Annotated in this window: 19 protein-coding genes; 3 read left to right on the top strand and 16 right to left on the bottom strand. The window is 68.1% G+C overall.

Annotation, left to right across the window (positions count from 1 at the left end; genetic code table 11):
- Window positions 1-689: 689 nt before the first annotated feature.
- Both rpsB and ACTWNK_RS10935 read right to left on the bottom strand, forming a co-directional pair.
- Window positions 690-1,643: a 30S ribosomal protein S2 gene (gene rpsB / locus ACTWNK_RS10940; RefSeq protein ID WP_474303773.1), complete on the bottom strand. Its 954-nt coding sequence runs from the start codon at window positions 1,641-1,643 to the stop codon at window positions 690-692.
- A gap of 631 nt (window positions 1,644-2,274) precedes the next feature.
- On the bottom strand, window positions 2,275-3,246 hold the full coding sequence (locus tag ACTWNK_RS10935) for a helix-turn-helix domain-containing protein (protein ID WP_474310890.1): 972 nt from the start codon (window positions 3,244-3,246) through the stop codon (window positions 2,275-2,277).
- A gap of 159 nt (window positions 3,247-3,405) precedes the next feature.
- Between ACTWNK_RS10935 and ACTWNK_RS10930 the strand changes: the two genes are divergently transcribed.
- Window positions 3,406-4,791: an MFS transporter gene (locus ACTWNK_RS10930; protein ID WP_474303772.1), complete on the top strand. Its 1,386-nt coding sequence runs from the start codon at window positions 3,406-3,408 to the stop codon at window positions 4,789-4,791.
- 533 nt (window positions 4,792-5,324) lie between these two features.
- Complete coding sequence (locus ACTWNK_RS10925; protein ID WP_474303771.1) at window positions 5,325-6,191, top strand: M23 family metallopeptidase; 867 nt, start codon at window positions 5,325-5,327, stop codon at window positions 6,189-6,191.
- A 243-nt stretch (window positions 6,192-6,434) separates the two neighbouring features.
- On the opposite strand, the gene ACTWNK_RS10920 is transcribed toward ACTWNK_RS10925, so the two are convergent.
- From ACTWNK_RS10920 to ACTWNK_RS10905, 4 genes are all read right to left on the bottom strand, one after another.
- Window positions 6,435-7,340: a tyrosine recombinase XerC gene (locus ACTWNK_RS10920; protein WP_474310889.1), complete on the bottom strand. Its 906-nt coding sequence runs from the start codon at window positions 7,338-7,340 to the stop codon at window positions 6,435-6,437.
- A 361-nt stretch (window positions 7,341-7,701) separates the two neighbouring features.
- Window positions 7,702-8,823, bottom strand: coding sequence for a DNA-processing protein DprA (gene dprA, locus ACTWNK_RS10915; RefSeq protein WP_474303770.1), 1,122 nt, complete (start codon window positions 8,821-8,823; stop codon window positions 7,702-7,704).
- A 176-nt stretch (window positions 8,824-8,999) separates the two neighbouring features.
- Window positions 9,000-10,568 carry a YifB family Mg chelatase-like AAA ATPase gene (locus ACTWNK_RS10910; protein ID WP_474303769.1) on the bottom strand — a complete coding sequence of 523 codons (1,569 nt, stop codon included), beginning with the start codon at window positions 10,566-10,568 and terminating at the stop codon, window positions 9,000-9,002.
- Complete coding sequence (locus ACTWNK_RS10905; protein WP_474303768.1) at window positions 10,569-10,922, bottom strand: YraN family protein; 354 nt, start codon at window positions 10,920-10,922, stop codon at window positions 10,569-10,571. It lies immediately after the preceding gene.
- Window positions 10,923-11,156: 234 nt separating this feature from the next.
- Between ACTWNK_RS10905 and ACTWNK_RS10900 the strand changes: the two genes are divergently transcribed.
- Window positions 11,157-11,582 (top strand): DNA-binding protein, encoded by a 426-nt coding sequence (locus tag ACTWNK_RS10900; RefSeq protein WP_474303767.1) that lies wholly within the window; start codon window positions 11,157-11,159, stop codon window positions 11,580-11,582.
- Between the two features lie 284 nt (window positions 11,583-11,866).
- Here the strand turns inward: ACTWNK_RS10900 and ACTWNK_RS10895 are convergent, their stop codons facing one another.
- From ACTWNK_RS10895 to rpsP, 10 genes are all read right to left on the bottom strand, one after another.
- Entirely contained in the window at window positions 11,867-12,862 is a 996-nt protein-coding gene (locus ACTWNK_RS10895) for a zinc-binding dehydrogenase (protein WP_474303766.1), read from the bottom strand.
- 477 nt (window positions 12,863-13,339) lie between these two features.
- Window positions 13,340-13,663: a DUF2469 domain-containing protein gene (locus tag ACTWNK_RS10890; RefSeq protein WP_030511723.1), complete on the bottom strand. Its 324-nt coding sequence runs from the start codon at window positions 13,661-13,663 to the stop codon at window positions 13,340-13,342.
- A 39-nt stretch (window positions 13,664-13,702) separates the two neighbouring features.
- Window positions 13,703-14,395, bottom strand: a complete 693-nt coding sequence (locus ACTWNK_RS10885) for a ribonuclease HII (RefSeq protein WP_474303765.1) — start codon at window positions 14,393-14,395, stop codon at window positions 13,703-13,705.
- A gap of 156 nt (window positions 14,396-14,551) precedes the next feature.
- On the bottom strand, window positions 14,552-15,181 hold the full coding sequence (gene lepB / locus ACTWNK_RS10880) for a signal peptidase I (RefSeq protein ID WP_474303764.1): 630 nt from the start codon (window positions 15,179-15,181) through the stop codon (window positions 14,552-14,554).
- Between the two features lie 9 nt (window positions 15,182-15,190).
- Window positions 15,191-16,054: a signal peptidase I gene (gene lepB / locus ACTWNK_RS10875; protein ID WP_474303763.1), complete on the bottom strand. Its 864-nt coding sequence runs from the start codon at window positions 16,052-16,054 to the stop codon at window positions 15,191-15,193.
- A 291-nt stretch (window positions 16,055-16,345) separates the two neighbouring features.
- Window positions 16,346-16,708 (bottom strand): 50S ribosomal protein L19, encoded by a 363-nt coding sequence (rplS, locus tag ACTWNK_RS10870; protein ID WP_474303762.1) that lies wholly within the window; start codon window positions 16,706-16,708, stop codon window positions 16,346-16,348.
- Between the two features lie 159 nt (window positions 16,709-16,867).
- Window positions 16,868-17,647, bottom strand: a complete 780-nt coding sequence (gene trmD / locus ACTWNK_RS10865; protein WP_474303761.1) for a tRNA (guanosine(37)-N1)-methyltransferase TrmD — start codon at window positions 17,645-17,647, stop codon at window positions 16,868-16,870.
- Window positions 17,647-18,156 carry a ribosome maturation factor RimM gene (gene rimM / locus ACTWNK_RS10860; protein WP_474303760.1) on the bottom strand — a complete coding sequence of 170 codons (510 nt, stop codon included), beginning with the start codon at window positions 18,154-18,156 and terminating at the stop codon, window positions 17,647-17,649. The genes trmD and rimM overlap by 1 nt, the downstream gene beginning before the upstream one ends.
- A gap of 137 nt (window positions 18,157-18,293) precedes the next feature.
- On the bottom strand, window positions 18,294-18,539 hold the full coding sequence (locus ACTWNK_RS10855; RefSeq protein ID WP_474303759.1) for an RNA-binding protein: 246 nt from the start codon (window positions 18,537-18,539) through the stop codon (window positions 18,294-18,296).
- 1 nt (window position 18,540) lies between these two features.
- On the bottom strand, window positions 18,541-19,005 hold the full coding sequence (gene rpsP / locus ACTWNK_RS10850; protein WP_474303758.1) for a 30S ribosomal protein S16: 465 nt from the start codon (window positions 19,003-19,005) through the stop codon (window positions 18,541-18,543).
- Window positions 19,006-19,032 lie beyond the last annotated feature (27 nt).

Raw genomic sequence — 19,032 nt, 5'->3', positions numbered from 1 at the left:
TTCGGCGTGAGCCATTGTGCGTTCACCCTGGAGCCCGGCCCTGGAGCCCGGCTCTGGAGCCCGGCTCTGGAGCCCGGCTCTGGAGCCCGGCTCTGGAGCCCGGCCCTGGAGCCCGGCTCTGGAGCCCGGCTCTGGAGCCCGGCTCTGGAGCCCGGCTCTGGAGCCCGGCCCTGGAGCCCGGCCCTGGAGCCCGGCCCTGGAGCCCGGCCCTGGAGCCCGGCCCTGGAGCCCGGCCCTGGAGCCCGGCCCTGGAGCCCGGCCCTGGAGCCCGGCCCTGGAGCCCGGCCCTCGGCACTGTGTGCCGAGGGGCCTCTGAAAGCCGTGGGCCGTGAACCGTGGGCGTGGAGTCGTGGGGCCTGCGCCGGTGTGGCGCTGTGCACGTCGTGTTGTGTCGTGCGGCCTTCGTACCTCGGCGCTTCCCGTTTCGTCGCTTTCGCGATGAGCGGGATGGTCGCGGTGCTCCGACCGGTCAGACGGCATGCGCCCGTTGAGCCTCGTCGGCTCGATGGGCGTACGCCTGTGTGACGCGAACACGTACCTCACGTCTCGGCCCTGGCCTCGGGGGCACGCTTCCGTCACTCCCCGAGGCCCGCGCGATCCGGCTGCTCGTCTCCGGCGAGGCGGTCACGTGGCCTTTCGACCGTGGCCGCCTCGATGCCGGAGGCGTGCGCGTATCGCGCGGACAGGCACTACGCCTTCTCGGGCTCGCCCTCGCCCTCGGCCTCGGCCTCGACGACCGGCTCGGCGACCGTCTCAGCCTCGACGCCGGCCTCGGCCTCGGCCGGAGCGGCCTCGGTCTCGGCGGCGACCTCAGCGGTGTCCTCGGCGACAGCCTCGGTGGCGACGGCGGAGTCCTCGACGGCGCGCTCGTTGGCGCCCTCAAGCAGCTCGCGCTCCCACTCGGCCAGCGGCTCGGCGGCGGCGGGCTTCTCGTCGCCACGGCTGGCGCCGGAACGCGACATGAGACCGTCGGCGACCGCGTCGGCGATCACGCGGGTGAGCAGGCTGACGGCGCGGATGGCGTCGTCGTTACCCGGGATCGGGTAGTCGACCTCGTCGGGGTCGCAGTTGGTGTCCAGGATGGCGACAACCGGGATACCGAGCTTGCGAGCCTCGTTGATCCCGATGTGCTCCTTCTTCGTGTCGACGACCCACACGGCGCTGGGCACGCGGCCCATGTCACGGATGCCGCCGAGCGTACGCTCAAGCTTGTCCTTCTCACGACGGCGCATGAGGAGCTCCTTCTTCGTGAGCCCCGAGCCGGCGACGTTGTCGAAGTCGAGCTCCTCGAGCTCCTTCAGACGCTGAAGCCTCTTGTGCACGGTGGAGAAGTTGGTGAGCATGCCACCCAGCCAACGCTGGTTGACGTACGGCATGCCGACGCGCGTCGCCTGCTCGGCGATGGCCTCCTGGGCCTGCTTCTTCGTACCGATGAAAAGGATCGTGCCGCCGTGGGCGACCGTCTCCTTGACGAAGTCGTAGGCGCGGTCGATGAACGACAGCGACTTCTGCAGGTCGATGATGTAGATGCCGTTGCGCTCGGTGAAGATGAAGCGCTTCATCTTCGGGTTCCAGCGCCGGGTCTGGTGACCGAAGTGAACGCCGCTTTCGAGCAGCTGTCGCATGGTGACGACGGGGGCCATGTGCTGGTCCTCCAGGTCGGCGCGCCCACGGCCGTGAGCGCGGTTCTCGGTTTCGACGCGGCGGTCTTGTGACCGTCGCCCTGATGCCCCGCATCCGCTCCAGCCGGACTCTCACCCGGACCGAGGGAACGGTTCGCGACGAGGCATGCGAAGTCGGCCCGCCACTGACAGGCCATCGAAAAGTGTACCTCCCGCAGCACCCCCACCCGACCGCCCCAGCCCAACCCCCACCTGCCCACCCCCACCCCACGCCCAGCCCCCACCCCAATCCACCAGGTACTGGAACAAACCCAAGAGCCGATGGCGCAGCCACAGCAACACGGCAGACCGATCACGCCATCCGCGACACGCAGACACTCACTGGACATGCCACCACTCGACCCGAGCCGAGACGCCCCCCACACGCCGAGCCCACCCAGGGCCCAGCACCCGACAGAAGCGCATCTGGGGGCGGTGAGCCCGGGCCTTCGGCGTACTCGACGACGGCCAGGCAAGGCTGGCACATCCAACGCCCTAGCACCTCTACAGAAGCCGCCACCGGCCGGGCTGCTCGGCGCCGCTCTGTTCCTTGACCGCCCCTAGCACCTCTATGCCCTCTAGCACCTCTACAGGAGCCGCCACCCCCTGCGGCTCAGGAATCCTCTCGCGGAGCCAGCCCACCCATCAGCCCAGCAACGCCCGGAGAAGCAGGAGGAGTAGGAGTAGGAGGAGTAGCAAGAACGGAAGGAACAGCAGGAACAGCAGGAACGGGAGGAGCAGGAACAGAAACAGGAACAGGAGCGGAAGGAGCAGCGGGAGGCGGCGTCGGCGGGACAGGAGGCCTCAAAGGCTCCGAAACTCCAGACTGCACCCGCCCTTCGCTCCCCGCCACATCAACCCCACCCACACCATCAGCCCCACTCACGCCATCAGCCCCATCCGGCCCGCCAGCCTCATTCGGCCCGCCAGGCCGACCGGGCCCGCTAGGTTCGCTAGCCCTATCAGTCCCACCAGCCCCACTAGCATCGCCAGCCCAACCAGCGTCGCTAAGCCCACCAGTGTCACTAGCCCCACCAGCATCGCTAACCCCAGCGCCCCCAAGCCACCCATGCGACTCCGTAGGCACTCCAGGAACCCGCCGAGGCGCACGCGGAAAGATGTCCACGATCGCCTCCGACAACCGCGCCCCGCTCGGCACGTCCGCGGGATTCCGGGCCTGAATCCGATACCGGTTCACCAGCGCATGAATATCCTCGACGAGCTGCTGCATCTCCCGTGCGTCGAGCAGCATGATCGTCCGCTGCCAGCTGGTGGCGTCTCGCCATTCGAGTGATTCGCTGTCCAGATTGCTCAGCGCCCGGCTCGACTCGGCGTCCGCGTCGTCGCGAATGGTCTTGATCAGCAGGTCCTTCGCCAGCCGTACGTCAGGCGCGTCCTCGGGCGTGGTCACCACGCTCAGCCCCTGGACCGCCGCCTGCCACAGCCGTTCGCGGCCATCCCCTCTGGCGGGCGCGTCCCGTACGAAGCCGTACTTCTCCAGCATGCGCAGGTGATAGCTCGCAGCGCTGGGCGTAACGCCTACGACCTCGGCCACCTCGGTGGCGGTCGCGGGGCCTTCGACCATGAGGCGGTTCATGATCGCCAGCCGCGCCGGATGGGCGAGTGCCCGCATCGCCTTGGGGTCGCTGACCGCCGGAGAACGTCCCTGCTTCATGGTCACGACGGTACCCGCTTTCGATATGAAGTATTGCCTTCACAACTCTGAAGGATTACCTTCAGAACTATGAAGCAAATCCTTCAGAAAGATGCTTCCTCTGCCTACCCGGCGATCCCGCTCCGCAAGCAGCGCGACTATCGGCTGTTGTGGTCGGCACGTGCGACCTCCATCACGGGTTCGGAGGTGTCGCGGCTGGCGGTGCCCCTCACCGCCGTCACCCTGCTGGCCGCGTCGCCGTTCGACATGGGGCTGCTCACCGCGGCGGCGTCGGTGCCCGCGCTGCTGATCAGCCTGCAGGCGGGGTCGCTCGTCGACCGTATGCATCGGCACCGGCCACTCATGATCGGCTGCGAGCTGGTCGCGGCCGCGGCGGCCATCAGCGTGCCCATCGCCTGGCTGACCGGCCTGCTGAGCATCCCCTGGCTGATCGTGGTCGCCCTGGTGATCGGCTCAAGCGCCGTACTGTTCCGCGCTGCGAACTTCCTGCATTTGGCCGCGGTCATCCCCGAAAGGCAGCGTACGGAGGCCATCGCCGGATTCCAGGCCGCGTACTCCGTCGGCTACATCGGTGGCCCCAGCCTCGGCGCCGTGCTCGTCCAAGTGCTCACCGCACCGTTCGCCGTACTGGTCGAAGGTCTGGCCTTCCTTGCCTCGGCCCTGATGCTGCGCGCGATCCGTGCACCCGACGACCGCACCCCCGCCCCTTCCAAGGGCATGTGGCGCGACATAGCCCTCGGTATGCGGATCTGCCTGACTCACCCCGTACTGCGAGCACTCCTGTGCGCTGGTGCGACGGTGAACTTCTTCTTCACGACGTACCACGCCGTCCACGTGCTGTACATGCTGGACGAATTGCACATGCCCAAGGCGTTCATCGGCGTACTGGTCGCGGCCTTCGGCATCGGCGGCCTCATCGGCGCCGCTGTCACCGCCCGCCTGAACCACCGTTTCGGCGCGAACAAAATCCTCCTGGTCGCCGTACTCCTTCTCCCCTGCGACCTGATCACCCTGGGGCTGGCGTCCGGCCCTCTTTGGATGCGTACGGCGATGCTATGCGCCAGTTCGCTCGTCCTCGGCGCCACGATTGTCGCCTTTGCGACCTGCATGAGCGCAGTGGTCCTCCGCGAGGCCCCTGCCGAAGCCCGAGGCCGCGTGGACGCCACCCTCACCTTCGCCATCCAGGGCGTCATAGCCCTCGGCGCCCTCACCGGCGGCCTCCTCGGCGAACTCCTCGGCCTCCGCCCCGTCCTATGGATCGCCACCACAGGCGTCACCGCCGCAACCCTCTGGATCTGGCTCTCCCCCCTCCGCCCCCGCCCAGCACCCCGCCGACCCCGCTCCTTCCCCCACCCGCGCGCTCCCCTCGCCCACAATCCCCACCCCCACGACCAGAGCCACATCAACACCCTCATGGCCGCCAAAACCTTCCACACCCACCGCTCCTACATGTAACCCACCCACTCACCGCCGCCCACACCAGACCGGCCTGCCCCACCCCGGCCACCCGACGCGAATCCCCATCACACCTGCCGACATACCCAACGCCACCCCCTCCCGACTCCACCGCCACCATCGACCAGCCTGGCGACCTGGCGAGGTGCTGACATGCTGACATGTCGGCGCGCTGACCTGCCCTTCACGCGTAGGAAGCTCACCGCTTCCCCAGGTCGCGTGTGGCCACAGATCCTCGCCCAGCTCAGCCCCTGCCTTGGGGCCAACGATCCCACGAGGTTCGACGAACGCCTTCGGCACGGGCTTCAACACACGTAGTCGGTGCTCGGCCCACCGACCCACCAGCTCCCGACCCGGCCAACCCGCCGGCTCCCGGCTCCCGGCTCCCGGCTCCCGGCTCCCGGCTCCCGGCTCCCGGCTCCCGGCCAGTTGTACCTCGACCGCCTATCCACAGCCATCCTCATCCGCCATGCCCTTTCCACAGAACCGCGTTCACCTCCGCCCCCCACTCGCCCCAACGTCATCCTCCTTCCATGACGACTCCCGCCCACCTCAATCCCACCCTCAGACGCCTGGCGCAGGCCGTCCTCCTACTCACCCTGACCTGCGCATTCGTCTACATCTCCAGCGCCTCCTCCGCGGCTACACACGTGGGCCCCCTCGCAATGGCCACCCACCTCACCAATCCCACAGCCTCCGCTACCGCGCCAACCAGCTTCCGCCCCACTTCCCTCACGGCAAGAGCCCCAACCAACACACAACCTCCTGACCCCACAGACCCCACGGGCATCACCAACACACTTCCCCTCACAGCCCTCGCCCTTCCCCCACCACCCCAACCCCCTCCGTCACACCCCCAGCAACTTCTCCCCACCGCCCCACCCACCTGGCAATGGCCACTCCCTGGAACCCCAAGGGTCCTACGCCCCTTCACCCCTCCCCCAGCCCCCTGGCTCTCAGGCCACCGAGGCGTAGACCTCGCAGCAGCCCCCACAACCCCTGTGTCAGCCGCAGGCGCAGGCCATATCGGCTTCGCAGGCCCCATAGACGGCCGAGGCGTAATAACCGTCCTTCACCCAAACGGCCTCCGCACGACCTACCTCCCCCTCAACCTCAACCCCGCCGTACAACCAGGCGACCAGATCTCCCCAGGCACCCTGCTAGGCACTGTGTCCGCCGCCCCCACACCCACCCCAAGCCCAACCGAAACTTCCACCAGGACTCCCCACTGCCCAACCACATGCCTCCACTGGGGCCTCCTCAGAGGAACCCACTACCTCGACCCGCTCCACCTCCTGGGCCTAGGCCCAATCCGCCTGCTCCCCGTCTGGCCCGCCTCCCCGCTCCCTCCCGCACCCCAAGCCCACCGCCGCACCTTCGCCACCCCGCACAACCACTGACCGCGTCCCTCACCTCTCATGCCTTTCCCTCTCAAAGCACCTCGCAGAGCGCAGAGGCATGAGCAACCGCAGGTGCTAGCCACACGCCGCGCCCGCGCAGACCACGCGGGGCATAGGAGGAGCACCTCATTCTGTTGAGAGCTCTGAACCGCACCCTCCCACCACCACTCAGCCCCTCGGCCCCTCACTCTCTCGGCGCCTTAGCCCTTCGCCGCTACCGCCCTCCACCTTCCGCCCGGTGTTCTACGCCCTTGGATGAGCTTGCTGGTACGCGGCCTTCAGCCGGTCGATGGACACGTGCGTGTAGACCTGTGTGGTGTTGAGGGACGCGTGGCCGAGCAGTTCCTGGACGCTTCGTAGGTCGGCTCCGCCTTCGAGCAAGTGGGTGGCAGCCGAGTGCCGGAGGCCATGCGGTCCCATGTCGGGCACGCCCTCGACGCCGCCCAGACGCGCGTGCACCACCCGTCGGACTGTGCTCGCGTCCACCCGCCCGCCTCGCGCTCCCAGGAACAGCGCAGGGCCTGACCCCTCACGTATCCACAACACACGCCCTCGGATGCACCAGTCGTCCAGCGCTCGCAGTGCGGGCAGCCCGAACGGCACCGAGCGCTCCTTCCTGCCCTTGCCTAGTACGCGGACCACGTGTCGTTCGCGATCGACGTCGTCCACGTCGAGGGCACACAGTTCGCTTACTCGGATTCCGGTGGCGTACAGCAACTCCATGATTGCCCGGTCTCGGCGGCCCTTCGGGTCCTCGTTGTACTCGCTGTCGAGCACGGCACGCGCGTCCTCTTGATCGAGTACGGCCGGCAGTTCGCGGCCTGCTTTGGCGGCGCCCAGCAATAGGCCCGGGTCGCTGTCTAGCCAGCCTCGACGTACCGCGTAGGCCGTGAATGTTCGTACGCAGGCTGTTCTTCTGGCGAGTGTTGCTCGTGACAGGCCGACGGCATGTTGTTGGGCCAGCCACTCGCGCAGGAGCGCGATGTCCAAGGCGGATACCTCGCCGTCCACCAGCTCCAGCAACGCCCGTACGTCCCTCACGTACGCCCGCAAGGTGTGAGGGGACAGATCTCGTTCGAACTTCAAGTGTCGTTCGAACTCTGTTAGTGCCTCAGCAGATCCGGCTGCAGCAGGGCTGCCCTCTACCAGGTCTGGGGTGGCGGGGCCACCCCTGTCGGGATCGGCTGGCCGTTCTGCTGCAGGTTGCTTGTGTTTCCTCGGCTCGTTGGTCTTCTGGGGGGCTCGCGCTTCGGGCTTGGGGTGGCGGGCGTCGGCCCCTGTGGTTGTCACACCTTTGCGGCGGGATTCGGGGACGTCGGTCGGCGGCTTGTCGGTGGTGGGGACTTCGCCTTGGGCAGACATCATGCCTTCCTCCCTCATAGCCGTTCTTTGATGTGTATCTCCCTACCTTGCCTCTGATCACCCAGCATTTCTGACACAACGCACTCGCCGCGCGTGTCACACGGTTGGTCTCAAAGCGCCCGAAACGCATGCTGCGTATTCGGGGGGTTCAAGGGGTGTTGATGCGGCGGGTGCGCCAGCCTTTGGGGACTCGTTCGATGTAGCCGGCGGCGGCCAGGCGGCCCAGGCAGGTGAGGACGGTGTTGAGGTCGACGCCGGCCTGGAGGGCGATGGTGGCTGGGCCCGCGCCGGTGCGTGCGGGGACGGCGTCGAGGACTCTTGTGCTGTCTTCGTTCAGGTGGTCGCGGGGGATGATGGGGCCTTGGGGGCGTTCGGCCAGGTCTTCGCCGAGGTGGCCTACCAGTTCGATCAGCTCGGGTGGTGTGGTGACACAGACGGCCTTGCCTTCGCGGAGGAGGCGGTGGCAGCCCATGGACATGCTCGACATGATCGGGCCGGGGATCGCCGCCACGTGACGGCCGAGGGTGATGGCGTGGTGTGCGGTGTTCAGGGCGCCGCTGCGGAGGGCTGCTTCGACCACGAGGGTTCCTCGGGAGAGGGCCGCGATCAGGCGGTTGCGGATGAGGAATCTCGCCCTTGTCGGGTGTACGCCGGGAGGGCATTCGCTGACCACCAGGCCTTGGGCGCGAATCGCAGCGAACAGGTCGTGGTGACCGGTCGGGTAGCTGACGTCGGTGCCGCAGGCCAGTACGGCGATGGTGGGCGTGGGGCCTGCCAGTGCGCCTCGGTGGGCGGCTCCGTCGATGCCGTACGCGCCGCCCGAGACCACCGACCATTGCGCGTCGCTCAGCGCGATGCCGAACTCGCCTGCCACATGCGTGCCGTACGGCGTGGCGGCTCGGGCGCCGACCACGGCTACCGAGCGCAGGCAGGTGTAGCGGAGGTCGGCTGTGCCGCTCAGCCAGAGGGCCAGGGGGGTGGTGGGGCCCAGGTCGTTCAGTTGGCTGGGCCATTCGACGGTGTTGGGGATGATCAGGCGGGCTCCCGAGCGTTCGCCTGCGGTCAGGTCGGCTCTGGGGTCGGTGTGGGCGAGGCGGGCGTGCCAGCTGTTCAGGCGCTTTTCCAGCCTGTCGGCGCGGTCGAGGTGGTGTTCTTCGGCGATGTACGCCTCGGGGAGGGTGCCTGCGCGTACTCGGGCCACGGCCTCGATGGCGCCGTACTCCGTCACCAGGCGACCCATCGCAGGGTCACCGGAGTCGGTGACGCGCATGAGTGCCACACGGGCGAGGAGTTCAGCACGATCTTGGTCGTGTGTGTGATGGGGGTAAGGATGGGTGGTCGGGGTGGGGGCTTCGCTGCTTGGGGGCGTCTGAGGTAGGGGCGGTGGCGTGTGGTTGGGGTCGGGGGTGTCGCATGGTGGTGGCGTTGGGGTGGGCTGTGTGGGGGTCAACGGCCTACTCCTAGCCAGAATGCGAGGGCCTGGGTGGTTTCTTCTTCTGTGGGGCGAGGCCTGTTGGACAGGTCGGCGATGGTCCAGGCGACGCGGAGGACGCGGTCCAGGCCCCGGGCGCTGAGGGTGCCGGAGTCGAGGCAGGACGTCATCGGCTTCATGGCCGCAGGGGCGGGGCGGAACGTGCTGTGCAGGGCCGAGGACGGGATCTCGGCATTGGTGCGCCACGGGGTTGCGGCCAGGCGTTTGGCGGCGCGGTCGCGGGCCAGGAGAACGCGTTCGGCGACGGTTTGACTGGATTCGACGAAGGCTCGGTCGGCCATGAGCTCGCGACGGGTGGAACGGGCGACGGTTACCTTCATGTCGATGCGGTCGAGGAGTGGGCCCGACAGTCTGCCCAGGTAGCGGCGTCTGGTGACGGGTGAGCATTGGCACAGGTCTGTGGCTGTGGGGGGCTGGGAGCACGGGCAGGGGTTGGCCGCGAGGACCAGCATGAAGCGGGCAGGAAAGGTGACCGTGCCGACCGAGCGGGCGACGGTGACGCTGCCGGATTCGAGGGGCTGGCGAAGGGAGTCGAGGGCGTGGCGCGGGAACTCGGGAGCCTCGTCCAGGAAAAGCACTCCCCTGTGGGCCAGGGAGACTGCTCCCGGACGGATGACGGCGCTGCCTCCGCCGATGATGGAGGCGGCCGTGGCGGTGTGGTGGGGGCTGACGAACGGTGGACGGGTCATCATCGGGCTGTTGTGCGGCAGTGCCCCGGCCACGGAGTGGATGGCTGTCACCTCCAGGGCGTGGTCCGGCTCCAGGTCGGGCAGCAGGGTGGGGAGGCGTTCGGCCAGGAGGGTTTTGCCGGTGCCCGGCGGGCCGAGCAGCCAGAGGTTGTGGCCGCCTGCGGCGCAGATTTCGATGGCTCGGCGGCCTGTCGCCTGGCCCACGACGTCGGAGAGGTCGACTGTGGGCGGCTCGGACGGCACAGGGCCCGGCTCGGGGATGAGCGATCCGGCGCTCGGCTGGTCGACAGGGGGCTCGGGTGCGGCGGCGGGGGCGTCCCTGTCGCGCTGGAGCCAGGTGACCAGTTGGCGTAGGTCGGAAATGGCGACGATGGCGACGTCCGGGACGAGGCTAGCCTCTGCGGCGTTGGCCGCTGGGACGACCATGGTGGCGTCGCCGCTTTTCGCCGCGCCGATGACGGAGGGCAGAACGCCGCGTACGGGTCTGAGTCTGCCGTCGAGGCCCAGCTCGCCGAGGAAGAACGGCTCGACGATGCGGTCGGCGGGGACCACTCCCGCTGCGCCGAGTATGGCGACGGCTATGGCCAGGTCGAACTGGCTGCCGCGCTTGGGGAGGCTGGCGGGGAACAGGCTCACGGTGATGCGGGCGTCGGGCCATGAGTACCCGCTGTTGACCACGGCCGAGCGCACGCGGTCCCGGGCCTCGCTCAGGGCGGTGTCCGGTAGGCCGATGATGTGGATTCCGGCCAGGCCGTTGGCCACGTCGGCTTCGACCTCGACGCTTCGGCCGGTCACGCCGACCAGGGCGACGCTGCGGGTGCGGGCCACCGCCATCTAGAACACCCCCCGTACGTGGCGCAGGGTGTAGTCGTCGCCGAGGCGTTCGAGGGCGATCACGTCGATGCGGACGGAGTCGAAACGCTGGGGGTGGGCCGACAGCCATTGGCCGGTCAGGATGCGGAGCTTGGCGATCTTGGACGGTCTGACGGATTCGAGGGCTGTGCCGTGGGTGCGGCCCGATCTGGTCTTCACCTCTACGACGATCAGCTTGGTGCCGTCTTGGGCGAGCACGTCGATCTCACCTTGGGGGCTGCGCCAGTTGCGGTCGAGGATCTGCATGCCCTGGGCCGTCAGGTAGTCGACCGCTACCTGCTCGCCGTGTCTGCCCAACTCGTCCTTCGCGGCCATGTGACCACCTCCGGGGTTGAGGGTGTCGCAGGTGGGGGTGGGGCCGGGCGGGCGAATGAGGTTCTGGGGACGGAGGCGCTCGGGTGGCGTGAGGTTGTGGATAAGCCTGCACGATTGACGATCTTGAGCTGGCAATGCTCGACGCGTGGGCGTGGGCGTGAATGATGTGTTTTGAACGTTCTGTTTGCATCAGGCTGTTGACAACGTATTGATTGTGTTGTCATTCTTGGGCCTATGACTGATGGAAACGATCCGTTCACTCCGCCCGACCCTGCTCAGGCTCGGGCGCATCGTGTCTACGCCTCGTTGATGCGGATTGCCGAGCGGCATGCGGCTACGCCGGAGCAGAGGGCTCGGCAGGTTCATCCGGATGTGCTGGGAGCGCATGAAGCCGTGCGACTGGTGTCGTTTCTGGCGGGTGGGAGTGCCTTGCGGGAGGAGGGCGAGGCGGAAGTCGACAATGCCGACATCACTGCGGCGTTGACGCTGGTGCCGTTGGTCCGGGGCGAGATGGATCAGTTGGAGGCGGCGCTGCTGCTCATGGCGCGTGGGCGTGGGCTCACCTGGCAGGAGATCGCGTTCGGCCTGGGACTGGGTACGGCCCAGGCGGCACGGCAGCGGTATGAGCGGCTGGCCGGGCGCGTGGAACCAGCGGTATGAACGGCCGGCCCGGCGCGCGGAACCGGAGCCGTCGTCATAGGCCATGCACGTGATGCCGGATATGAACGGCCAGCACGGCGCGTGACACCAGAGCCACTGTCATAGGCCACGCGCGTGACGCCAGAGCCACCGCCGCAAGCCAAGCGCCTGTCACCAGAGCCGACCTAGGCAGGCGTCAGAAGGCCGACCCACGCCCACCAGCGTCACACGCAGAAGGCATCAACCACCCCACGCCCACCATCACTAGCGCAAGGCATCACCCCCCACGCTCACCCCACCACACCTCACAGGTAGACATCAGGAACAAGGACGACCTTGCCCGTCGTGGCCCGAGCCCCCAGAGCAGCATGCGCCGCAGCCGCCTGCGATAGGGGAAACACCTGGAAGGCGGGCACCATGGCCCCGTCAGCAGCTGCCGAGAGAGCGCGGGCCTCGTCGGCAAGGGCGTCCTGCCCTTCCAGGAGCAGCATCAGCGCATCCGTGAAGCGCACGCCGCGCTTCTTCAGCTCCGCCTCGTCGGGGCGGAACTCCTCCCGCGATGCCGCGCCGATGGTGATGTAACGCCCTCCCTCGCCCAGCAACTCGAACGCCGCGCGCCCCTTGGCCCCCTCGACGCCGTCCAGTACGACGGTGACGCCACGCCCGCCCAAGGCACGCCCACCCAAGGCGTCGCGTACGGCGTCCGTCCAGCCGGGCAGGTTGTAGTCGACTGCGACGTCGGCGCCGAGCTCCCGTACGGCCGCCGTCTTGGCCGGACCGCCCGCCGCGCCGATGACCGTGGCGCCGAGACCACGGGCGAACTGGACCACCAGACGGCCGATGCCTCCGGCCGCGGAGGTGACCAGGACCACGTCGTCTGGCGTGAGCTCGGCGATGTCGAGCAGCCCGACGGTCGTGGTGCCGGTGACGACCATGGTGACGGCGGCCTCGTACGTCAGGCCGGGCGGAATCCGGTGCAGGGACGACACGTCGGCGACGGCGAGTTCGGCGTAGCCACCGGGTCGGCTCTGCGCGGTTACCACCTGGGCGCCGAGCCAGGCCTCGTCCACGTTCGGCCCGACGGACTCGACCGTGCCGGCGATCTCACCTCCGAAGATCGCCGGGAGTTCGGGGAGGGGCGGGCCGATGTCCAGCCCTTCGCGCATCGCCGTCTCGATCTGGTGGACTCCCGCGGCCCTCACCGAGACGCGTACCTCGCCCGGCCCCGGCACGGGATCGGGGACGCTCTCGTAGCGAAGGTTCTCAGGGGGACCGAACTCGTGCAGTACGACGGCGCGCATGACCGTTCCTTCCGGTGGATCTACTGGAGCGCACCCACTCTGCAACCTCTACCGGACTTGAGGTCAAGCCACAGGCCCGCACCCATGCCCGTCCTGCCCTGCCCTCCCCTGCCCTGCCCTGCCTTCATGGGACGCAGCCTTCATGGGACGCAGCGAAAGTTCTCCGCGCAGATCTACTCCACGCCCGAGACGACGCCCTCTCCAAACAGGCCACCGCTTACCGACCTCCCCGCGAAAAGCCAGTCACCCAGCGAACCAGCCCCCGCCGCCCGGCACCGCCCGGCACCGCCCGGCACCGCCCGGCACCGCCCGGCACCGCCCGGCACCGACGAGCATCACCTCACCACCGAGCGGTCGCCAGAACCTCCACCCCACCAACCGCCAACCCGCGGGTTCTCAAATCACGACAATCCCCCAAACCGCACACCAAAAGCCACGCACACACCACCCAACACCCCCGAACCCCAGCCCCACCCCCTAGCTGGAGAACCCTTCCTTAGGCATCTCCAGATCAGGCTTCGCCAGCTCCTCCACGTTGACGTCCTTGAACGTCACCACGCGCACGTTCTTCACGAACCGCGCAGGCCGATACATGTCCCACACCCACGCGTCCTGCATCTTCACATCGAAGAACACATCGCCGTTCTCGGCCGTACGCACGTCGAGGTCCACCGAGTTGGTCAGATAGAAACGCCGCTCGGTCTCGACGACATAGGTGAACAGGCCGACCACGTCGCGGTACTCGCGGTAAAGCTGCAGCTCCATCTCGGTTTCGTACTTCTCGAGATCCTCTGCGCTCATCCCGGTCCTCCTGTTGAACCCAAACCCCGGTCCGCCCGATCAGGCAACACCGGCCCCCACTTCATTCTCGCCCATCCCCTTACCCCCGTGGGTCCGTGTACGCGCCACGGTGACGAACGAGAAGCGATGCTCGGCACATGGCCCATGCTCCACCAGTGCCTTGCGATGCGCGAGGGTTGTATACCCCTTGTGCACCGCGAAGCCGTACTCCGGGTGAAGGACGTCGAGCGACTCCATCATCCGGTCCCGTGTCACCTTGGCCACGATCGAGGCTGCGGCGACGCATGCCGCCACCTGGTCGCCCTTCCACATGGCCAGCGAAGGCACCGCCAGGCCGGGGATGGGGAAACCGTCGGTGAGGACGTACTCGGGAGCCAGGGTCAACCTCGCCACCGCGCGGCGCATTCCCTCGACGTTGCACTTGTGCACGCCGCGCGCGTCGATCTCGGTGGAGGGTACGACCACGACACCCACGCTAGCGGCCGAAGCCATGATCTGGTCGCAGAGCCTGGATCTGGTCGCCGGGGTCAGCATCTTGGAGTCGCCCAGGCCCTCGATCGGCTTCGCGAGGATCACGGCCGAGACGACCAGCGGGCCCGCGCACGCGCCCCGTCCGGCCTCGTCGACGCCCGCGATGGGGCTGAGGCCGCGACGTGCCAGCGCCCGCTCGTAGGCGTAGAGCCCCGAGTCGCGCCGTACAACGCTGGGCCGTGGACGAAACGCATGTGTCATGACAGAGGCAGCGTACGCCCCAATCACCGCAAACTGCGACCGAAAAGCTCTCAGCGAACGCGCCCGACCCCAGCCACCGGAAACCCCCGAAACCCCGAAGCCCCTGAACCTCGCGAAGCCCCTGAAGCCCCTGAGCCCCGCGAAGCCCCCGCACCATCACTTGATGCTCTCGAAGCCCTTCGGCGTCGACAGGATCCCGGCATGCGAGAACGGCCAGTACAGCGCCACGGCCCGCCCGATCACCGAATCCACCGAGATCCACCCGCCACCGGGCTGATCCATGTGCGCCCGCGAGTCGGCCGAGGCCGTGCGATGATCCCCCATCAGCCACAACTTCCCGGCCGGAACCGTGACCTTGAACTTGTCACCGGAAGGAAAGTCCCCGGGGAACAGGTAGTCCTCTTCGAGCGGCACCCCGTTGATCTTGATGCGCTTCTTGGCATCGCAGCACTCGACGGTGTCCCCGGCCACGCCGATGACCCTCTTGATCGTGTCGAGCCCGTCCCAGCCCTTGAACACCACGACCTCACCACGCCCGGGCGAGCCGCTGAGCTTGTTCACGATCACCCTGTCGTTGATACGCAGGGTGTTCTCCATCGACTCCGACGGAATGTAGAACGAGCCGAGCACGAACGCCTGCAACAGCAGCGCCACGACCACGCCGAGCACGACGAGGAAGACCGACTCCTTCAGCCCCCCGCCCTTCTTCTTGGCGGCGGGCTCGGCGTCGGATCCGGAGGGCTCTTGCTCGGTGGGCTCTTCGGTGGAGGGATCGACAACGGACATGAGGTACGGCTACCGCCTCGAAAGCCAGCGACGACGCACCAGGACCAGCGGCACAGCACCGACGAATCCGGCCAGGAACGGCACGGCACCGGTCAGCGCCCCGGCCGCCTGCAGACCCGGCTGCGAGAACGTCTCGGGGATGGACAGGGTGGTGGCCCGGTTGAACGGCCAGACGATCACGAACGCCCGGCCGATGACCTGGCCAATGGGGATGGTACCCCCGCCCGGATCGCCCTGGTGCGAGCGGGAGTCGTAGGAGACGCCGCGATGGTCGCCCATCACCCAGAGCCGGCCAGGCGGAACCTTGATCGAGAAGAAGTCGCGCGAGGGCGCGTCGTCCGGATAGAGGTAGCTCTCCTCGTCGATGGCGGTGCCGTTGACCGTGACGCGGCCCTTGGGGTCGCAGCACTTGACGGTGTCGCCCGGCACGCCGATGACGCGCTTGATGTAGTCCTTCTCGCCGGGCACGACGCCGAACGCCGTGCCGACCCAGCGGAAGAACGCCGCGATCGGGTTCGACGGCTCCTCGAACTGGACCTCGCCGTCCCAGGAGTCGACGCCGGAGAAGACGACCACGTCGCCGCGCTCGATGTCACGCGTGTGGTAGACGAGCTTGTTGACCAGGACCCTGTCGTTCTTCAGCAGGGTGTTCTCCATCGACTCCGACGGAATGTAGAACGCCTGAATCACGAAGGTCTTGATAATCAGGGCCAGCACCAGCGCGACGACGACCAGAACGGGAAGTTCTCGCCAGAACGACCCCTTCTTGTCCTTCGACTTCTTGGCTGGCTTCTGGGTGTCTTCCGCGACCACGTCCACCTCGTCTTCGACAGGGCGGCGCGCCGCACCGTGCTCCTGGCTCTCGCTAGTCATCGCTGACGAGCCTAGATGATGTCCAGGCCCGAGAAACGCTACACCGCCGACGCGTCGCTCGACATAAAGGAAGGCCCCTACCCCTTTCGCCCCCACATATGACGGCTACCGCCAAGGCACGCCCCCCGTGGTCACCGCCCACCCTCCGTCCATCACGCCTGCCCGAGCAGGACTCCGCCCCTCGCCGCGACGTCGCACGACCGGCCTCGCCCACACCCTGGAGAACACGCGAAACGGCCCGCACTCCCCCATTCAACGGGAGTACGGGCCGTTCGGAAAGCGGGAGTGCGTTTACTTCGCCGGAAGGGCGTCGCGCTTCTCGCGGATGCGGGCGGCCTTGCCGCGCAGGTCGCGCATGTAGTAGAGCTTCGCACGGCGCACGTCGCCGCGGGTCACGAGAACGATCTTCTCGATGACCGGGCTGTGCACCGGGAAGGTGCGCTCGACGCCGACGGAGTAGCTCACCTTGCGGACCGTGAAGGTCTCGCGGGCGCCACTGCCCTGGCGGCGGAGCACGAAGCCCTTGAAGACCTGGACGCGGGACCGGTTGCCTTCGACGACCTTGACGTGAACCTCGAGCGTGTCACCGGGACGGAAGTCCGGGACGTCGCTGCGCAGGGTGGCCTTCTCAAGCTCCTGGATCTTCGTGTGCATGACAGCTAGTTCCTCAGGTTTCGCGAGCACGCGGAGGTCCACCCGGCCGTGCCCCGGACCGGGACACCGCGACGAGGGGGACACGCCTGCTGGATTCGAATGACGCCCGCTGGGCTTTCTCGGGCATGCCTGCCGGACCGAAGGACGGTCGGCAGCGATTCAGTTTGCCACATCTTCCGGCGACAAGCGAAACGACAGCTCATCGAGCAGCTTGCGGTCGTGCTTGTCGAGCGAGGCCGGGTCCAGCCCCGCCGCCAGGTCCGGCCGGTTGCCCACCGTGCGGCGAAGGGCCTGGTCGCGACGCCAGCGGGCGACCTTGCCGTGATGGCCGGACAGCAGCACGTCGGGCACCTCGTGGCCACGCCATACGGGCGGCTTGGTGTAGACGGGGCCCTCCAGCAGGTTGCGCATGGCGCCGGGCGCGAAGGAGTCGTCGGCCACCGACTGGGCGTTGCCGAGCACGCCGGGCAGCAGCCTGCCGACGGCCTCGACCATGACCAGGACCGCGACCTCGCCCCCGGCGAGCACGTAGTCGCCGATGCTGACCTCGGTGACCCGCAGGCGGGAGCCGTACTCCTGCATGACCCTGGAGTCGATGCCCTCGTAGCGGCCGCAGGCGAACAGCAGCCACGGCTCGCCCGCCAGTTCCTGGGCCAGCTCCTGGGTGAAGGGGCGACCGCTCGGGGTGGGCACGACCAGGCGCGGGGCGCCGTCTCCGGCGATCTCGTCGATGGCCTCGCCCCACACCTCCGGCTTCATCACCATGCCGGGACCGCCGCCGTACGGCGTGTCGTCGACGCTCTTGTGCACGTCGTGCGCCCAGTCGCGCAACTGGTGCACGTGCACGTCGAGGGTGCCCCTGGCCCGCGCCTTGCCGATGAGCGAGACGTCGAGCGGGGAGAAGTACTCGGGGAAGAGCGAGACGATGTCGAGGCGCATCAGGAGTCCAGAAGTCCGGGCGGCGCGTCCACGACGAGTATGCCCTTGTCCAGGTCGACATCGGGCACGAGCGCCTTGACGAACGGCACGTAGGCGTCGTCGAGCCCTGCGGCGCGCTTGACGACGAGCAGGTCCTGGCCGTGGTGCAGCACGTCGGACACCTCGCCGACGTCCTCGCCCCCCACGGTGACGACGCGCAGCCCGATGAGCTGGTGGTCGTTGAACTCGTCGGGGTCCTCGGGCGCGGCGACGTCGGCGGAGTCGATGACCAGCATCGTGTTGCGCAGTTCCTCGGCGCCTTCGCGTGAGGTGACCCCGGCGAAGCGCAGCAGCAGCACCTCCTGGTGCCAGCGGCGGCTCTCGATGACGAGCGGCCCGCGCGAGGCGGGGTCGGTGACCAGCGTGCTCCCGGCGGCGAACCTCAGCTCGGGGTCGTCGGTGCGGACCTCGATGGTGACCTCACCGCGCACCCCGTGCGGGCGGCCGATCCGGCCGACGACTAGCTGCACGGCGGCAACCTACCTTCCTGAGACGTCCTGAGAGCTGTCGAAATGTACTGGAAGAAAAGTGCTGGGAGAAAAGTGCTGGGAGAAAAGCAGGAGCGCCCCCACCGGAGAACCGATGAGGGCGACTCTTGACTGTGTGGCTAGCGGACGGCTTCGTTGAGGTCGAGCAGGTCGACCCTGACGTATTTGCCATCGGACAGCGCGTTCACGACCGTGCGAAGCGCTTTGGCCGTCCGGCCGCCACGGCCGATGACCTTGCCGAGGTCCTCGGGGTGGACCCGGACCTCCAGCACGCGCCCGCTGCGGATGCGGCGAGCACGGACCCGGACATCGTCACCGTGTTCGACGATGCCCTTAACGAGGTGCTCGAGTGCCTCCTCGAGCACGTCAGGCCTCGCCCTCGGTCTTCTCCTCGGCGGCGGCAGCCTCGGGGGCGGCCTCAGCCGGGGCCTCAGCGACGGCCTTCTTGGCCTTCTTCGGCGTGGTGGCGGTCGAGCCGGTGTCGCCACCGGACAGGGCCTCCTTGGCCGCGGCCTCGTAGATCGCGTGCCGGTCGGCCTTGGGCTCGGCCACGAGGAGAGGAGCCGGAGCGGCCTCGCCCTTGAACTTCTGCCAGTCGCCGGTCAGCTTGAGGAGCTTGAGCACGGGCTCGGTCGGCTGCGCGCCGACACCCAGCCAGTAGGCCGCCCGCTCGGCGTTGACCTCGATGCGCGAGGGCGACTCCTTCGGGTGGTACAGGCCGATCTCCTCGATCGCCCGGCCGTCACGCTTGGTGCGGCTGTCGGCGATGACGATGCGGTACTGCGGGTTGCGGATCATGCCGAGCCGCTTGAGCTTGATCTTGACTGCCACTTGAGTGGTCTCTCCTGCATTAGTGCG

It is taken from the genome of Nonomuraea sp. IBHARD001 (assembly GCF_056106265.1).
Note: the sequence above shows the minus strand (reverse complement) of the source record. Positions and strands in the feature narration are given on the sequence as shown.

Excerpts from the sequence above, each read along its gene's own strand:
- rpsB (WP_474303773.1), bottom strand. The coding sequence starts at position 1,643 with ATGGCCCCCGTCGTCACCATGCGACAGCTGCTCGAAAGCGGCGTTCAC.
- ACTWNK_RS10935 (WP_474310890.1), bottom strand. The coding sequence starts at position 3,246 with ATGGTCGAAGGCCCCGCGACCGCCACCGAGGTGGCCGAGGTCGTAGGC.
- ACTWNK_RS10930 (WP_474303772.1), top strand. The coding sequence starts at position 3,406 with ATGAAGCAAATCCTTCAGAAAGATGCTTCCTCTGCCTACCCGGCGATC.
- ACTWNK_RS10925 (WP_474303771.1), top strand. The coding sequence starts at position 5,325 with ATGACGACTCCCGCCCACCTCAATCCCACCCTCAGACGCCTGGCGCAG.
- dprA (WP_474303770.1), bottom strand. The coding sequence starts at position 8,823 with ATGCGCGTCACCGACTCCGGTGACCCTGCGATGGGTCGCCTGGTGACG.
- ACTWNK_RS10910 (WP_474303769.1), bottom strand. The coding sequence starts at position 10,568 with ATGGCGGTGGCCCGCACCCGCAGCGTCGCCCTGGTCGGCGTGACCGGC.
- ACTWNK_RS10905 (WP_474303768.1), bottom strand. The coding sequence starts at position 10,922 with ATGGCCGCGAAGGACGAGTTGGGCAGACACGGCGAGCAGGTAGCGGTC.
- ACTWNK_RS10900 (WP_474303767.1), top strand. The coding sequence starts at position 11,157 with ATGACTGATGGAAACGATCCGTTCACTCCGCCCGACCCTGCTCAGGCT.
- ACTWNK_RS10895 (WP_474303766.1), bottom strand. The coding sequence starts at position 12,862 with ATGCGCGCCGTCGTACTGCACGAGTTCGGTCCCCCTGAGAACCTTCGC.
- ACTWNK_RS10890 (WP_030511723.1), bottom strand. The coding sequence starts at position 13,663 with ATGAGCGCAGAGGATCTCGAGAAGTACGAAACCGAGATGGAGCTGCAG.
- ACTWNK_RS10885 (WP_474303765.1), bottom strand. The coding sequence starts at position 14,395 with ATGACACATGCGTTTCGTCCACGGCCCAGCGTTGTACGGCGCGACTCG.
- lepB (WP_474303764.1), bottom strand. The coding sequence starts at position 15,181 with ATGTCCGTTGTCGATCCCTCCACCGAAGAGCCCACCGAGCAAGAGCCC.
- lepB (WP_474303763.1), bottom strand. The coding sequence starts at position 16,054 with ATGACTAGCGAGAGCCAGGAGCACGGTGCGGCGCGCCGCCCTGTCGAA.
- rplS (WP_474303762.1), bottom strand. The coding sequence starts at position 16,708 with ATGCACACGAAGATCCAGGAGCTTGAGAAGGCCACCCTGCGCAGCGAC.
- trmD (WP_474303761.1), bottom strand. The coding sequence starts at position 17,647 with ATGCGCCTCGACATCGTCTCGCTCTTCCCCGAGTACTTCTCCCCGCTC.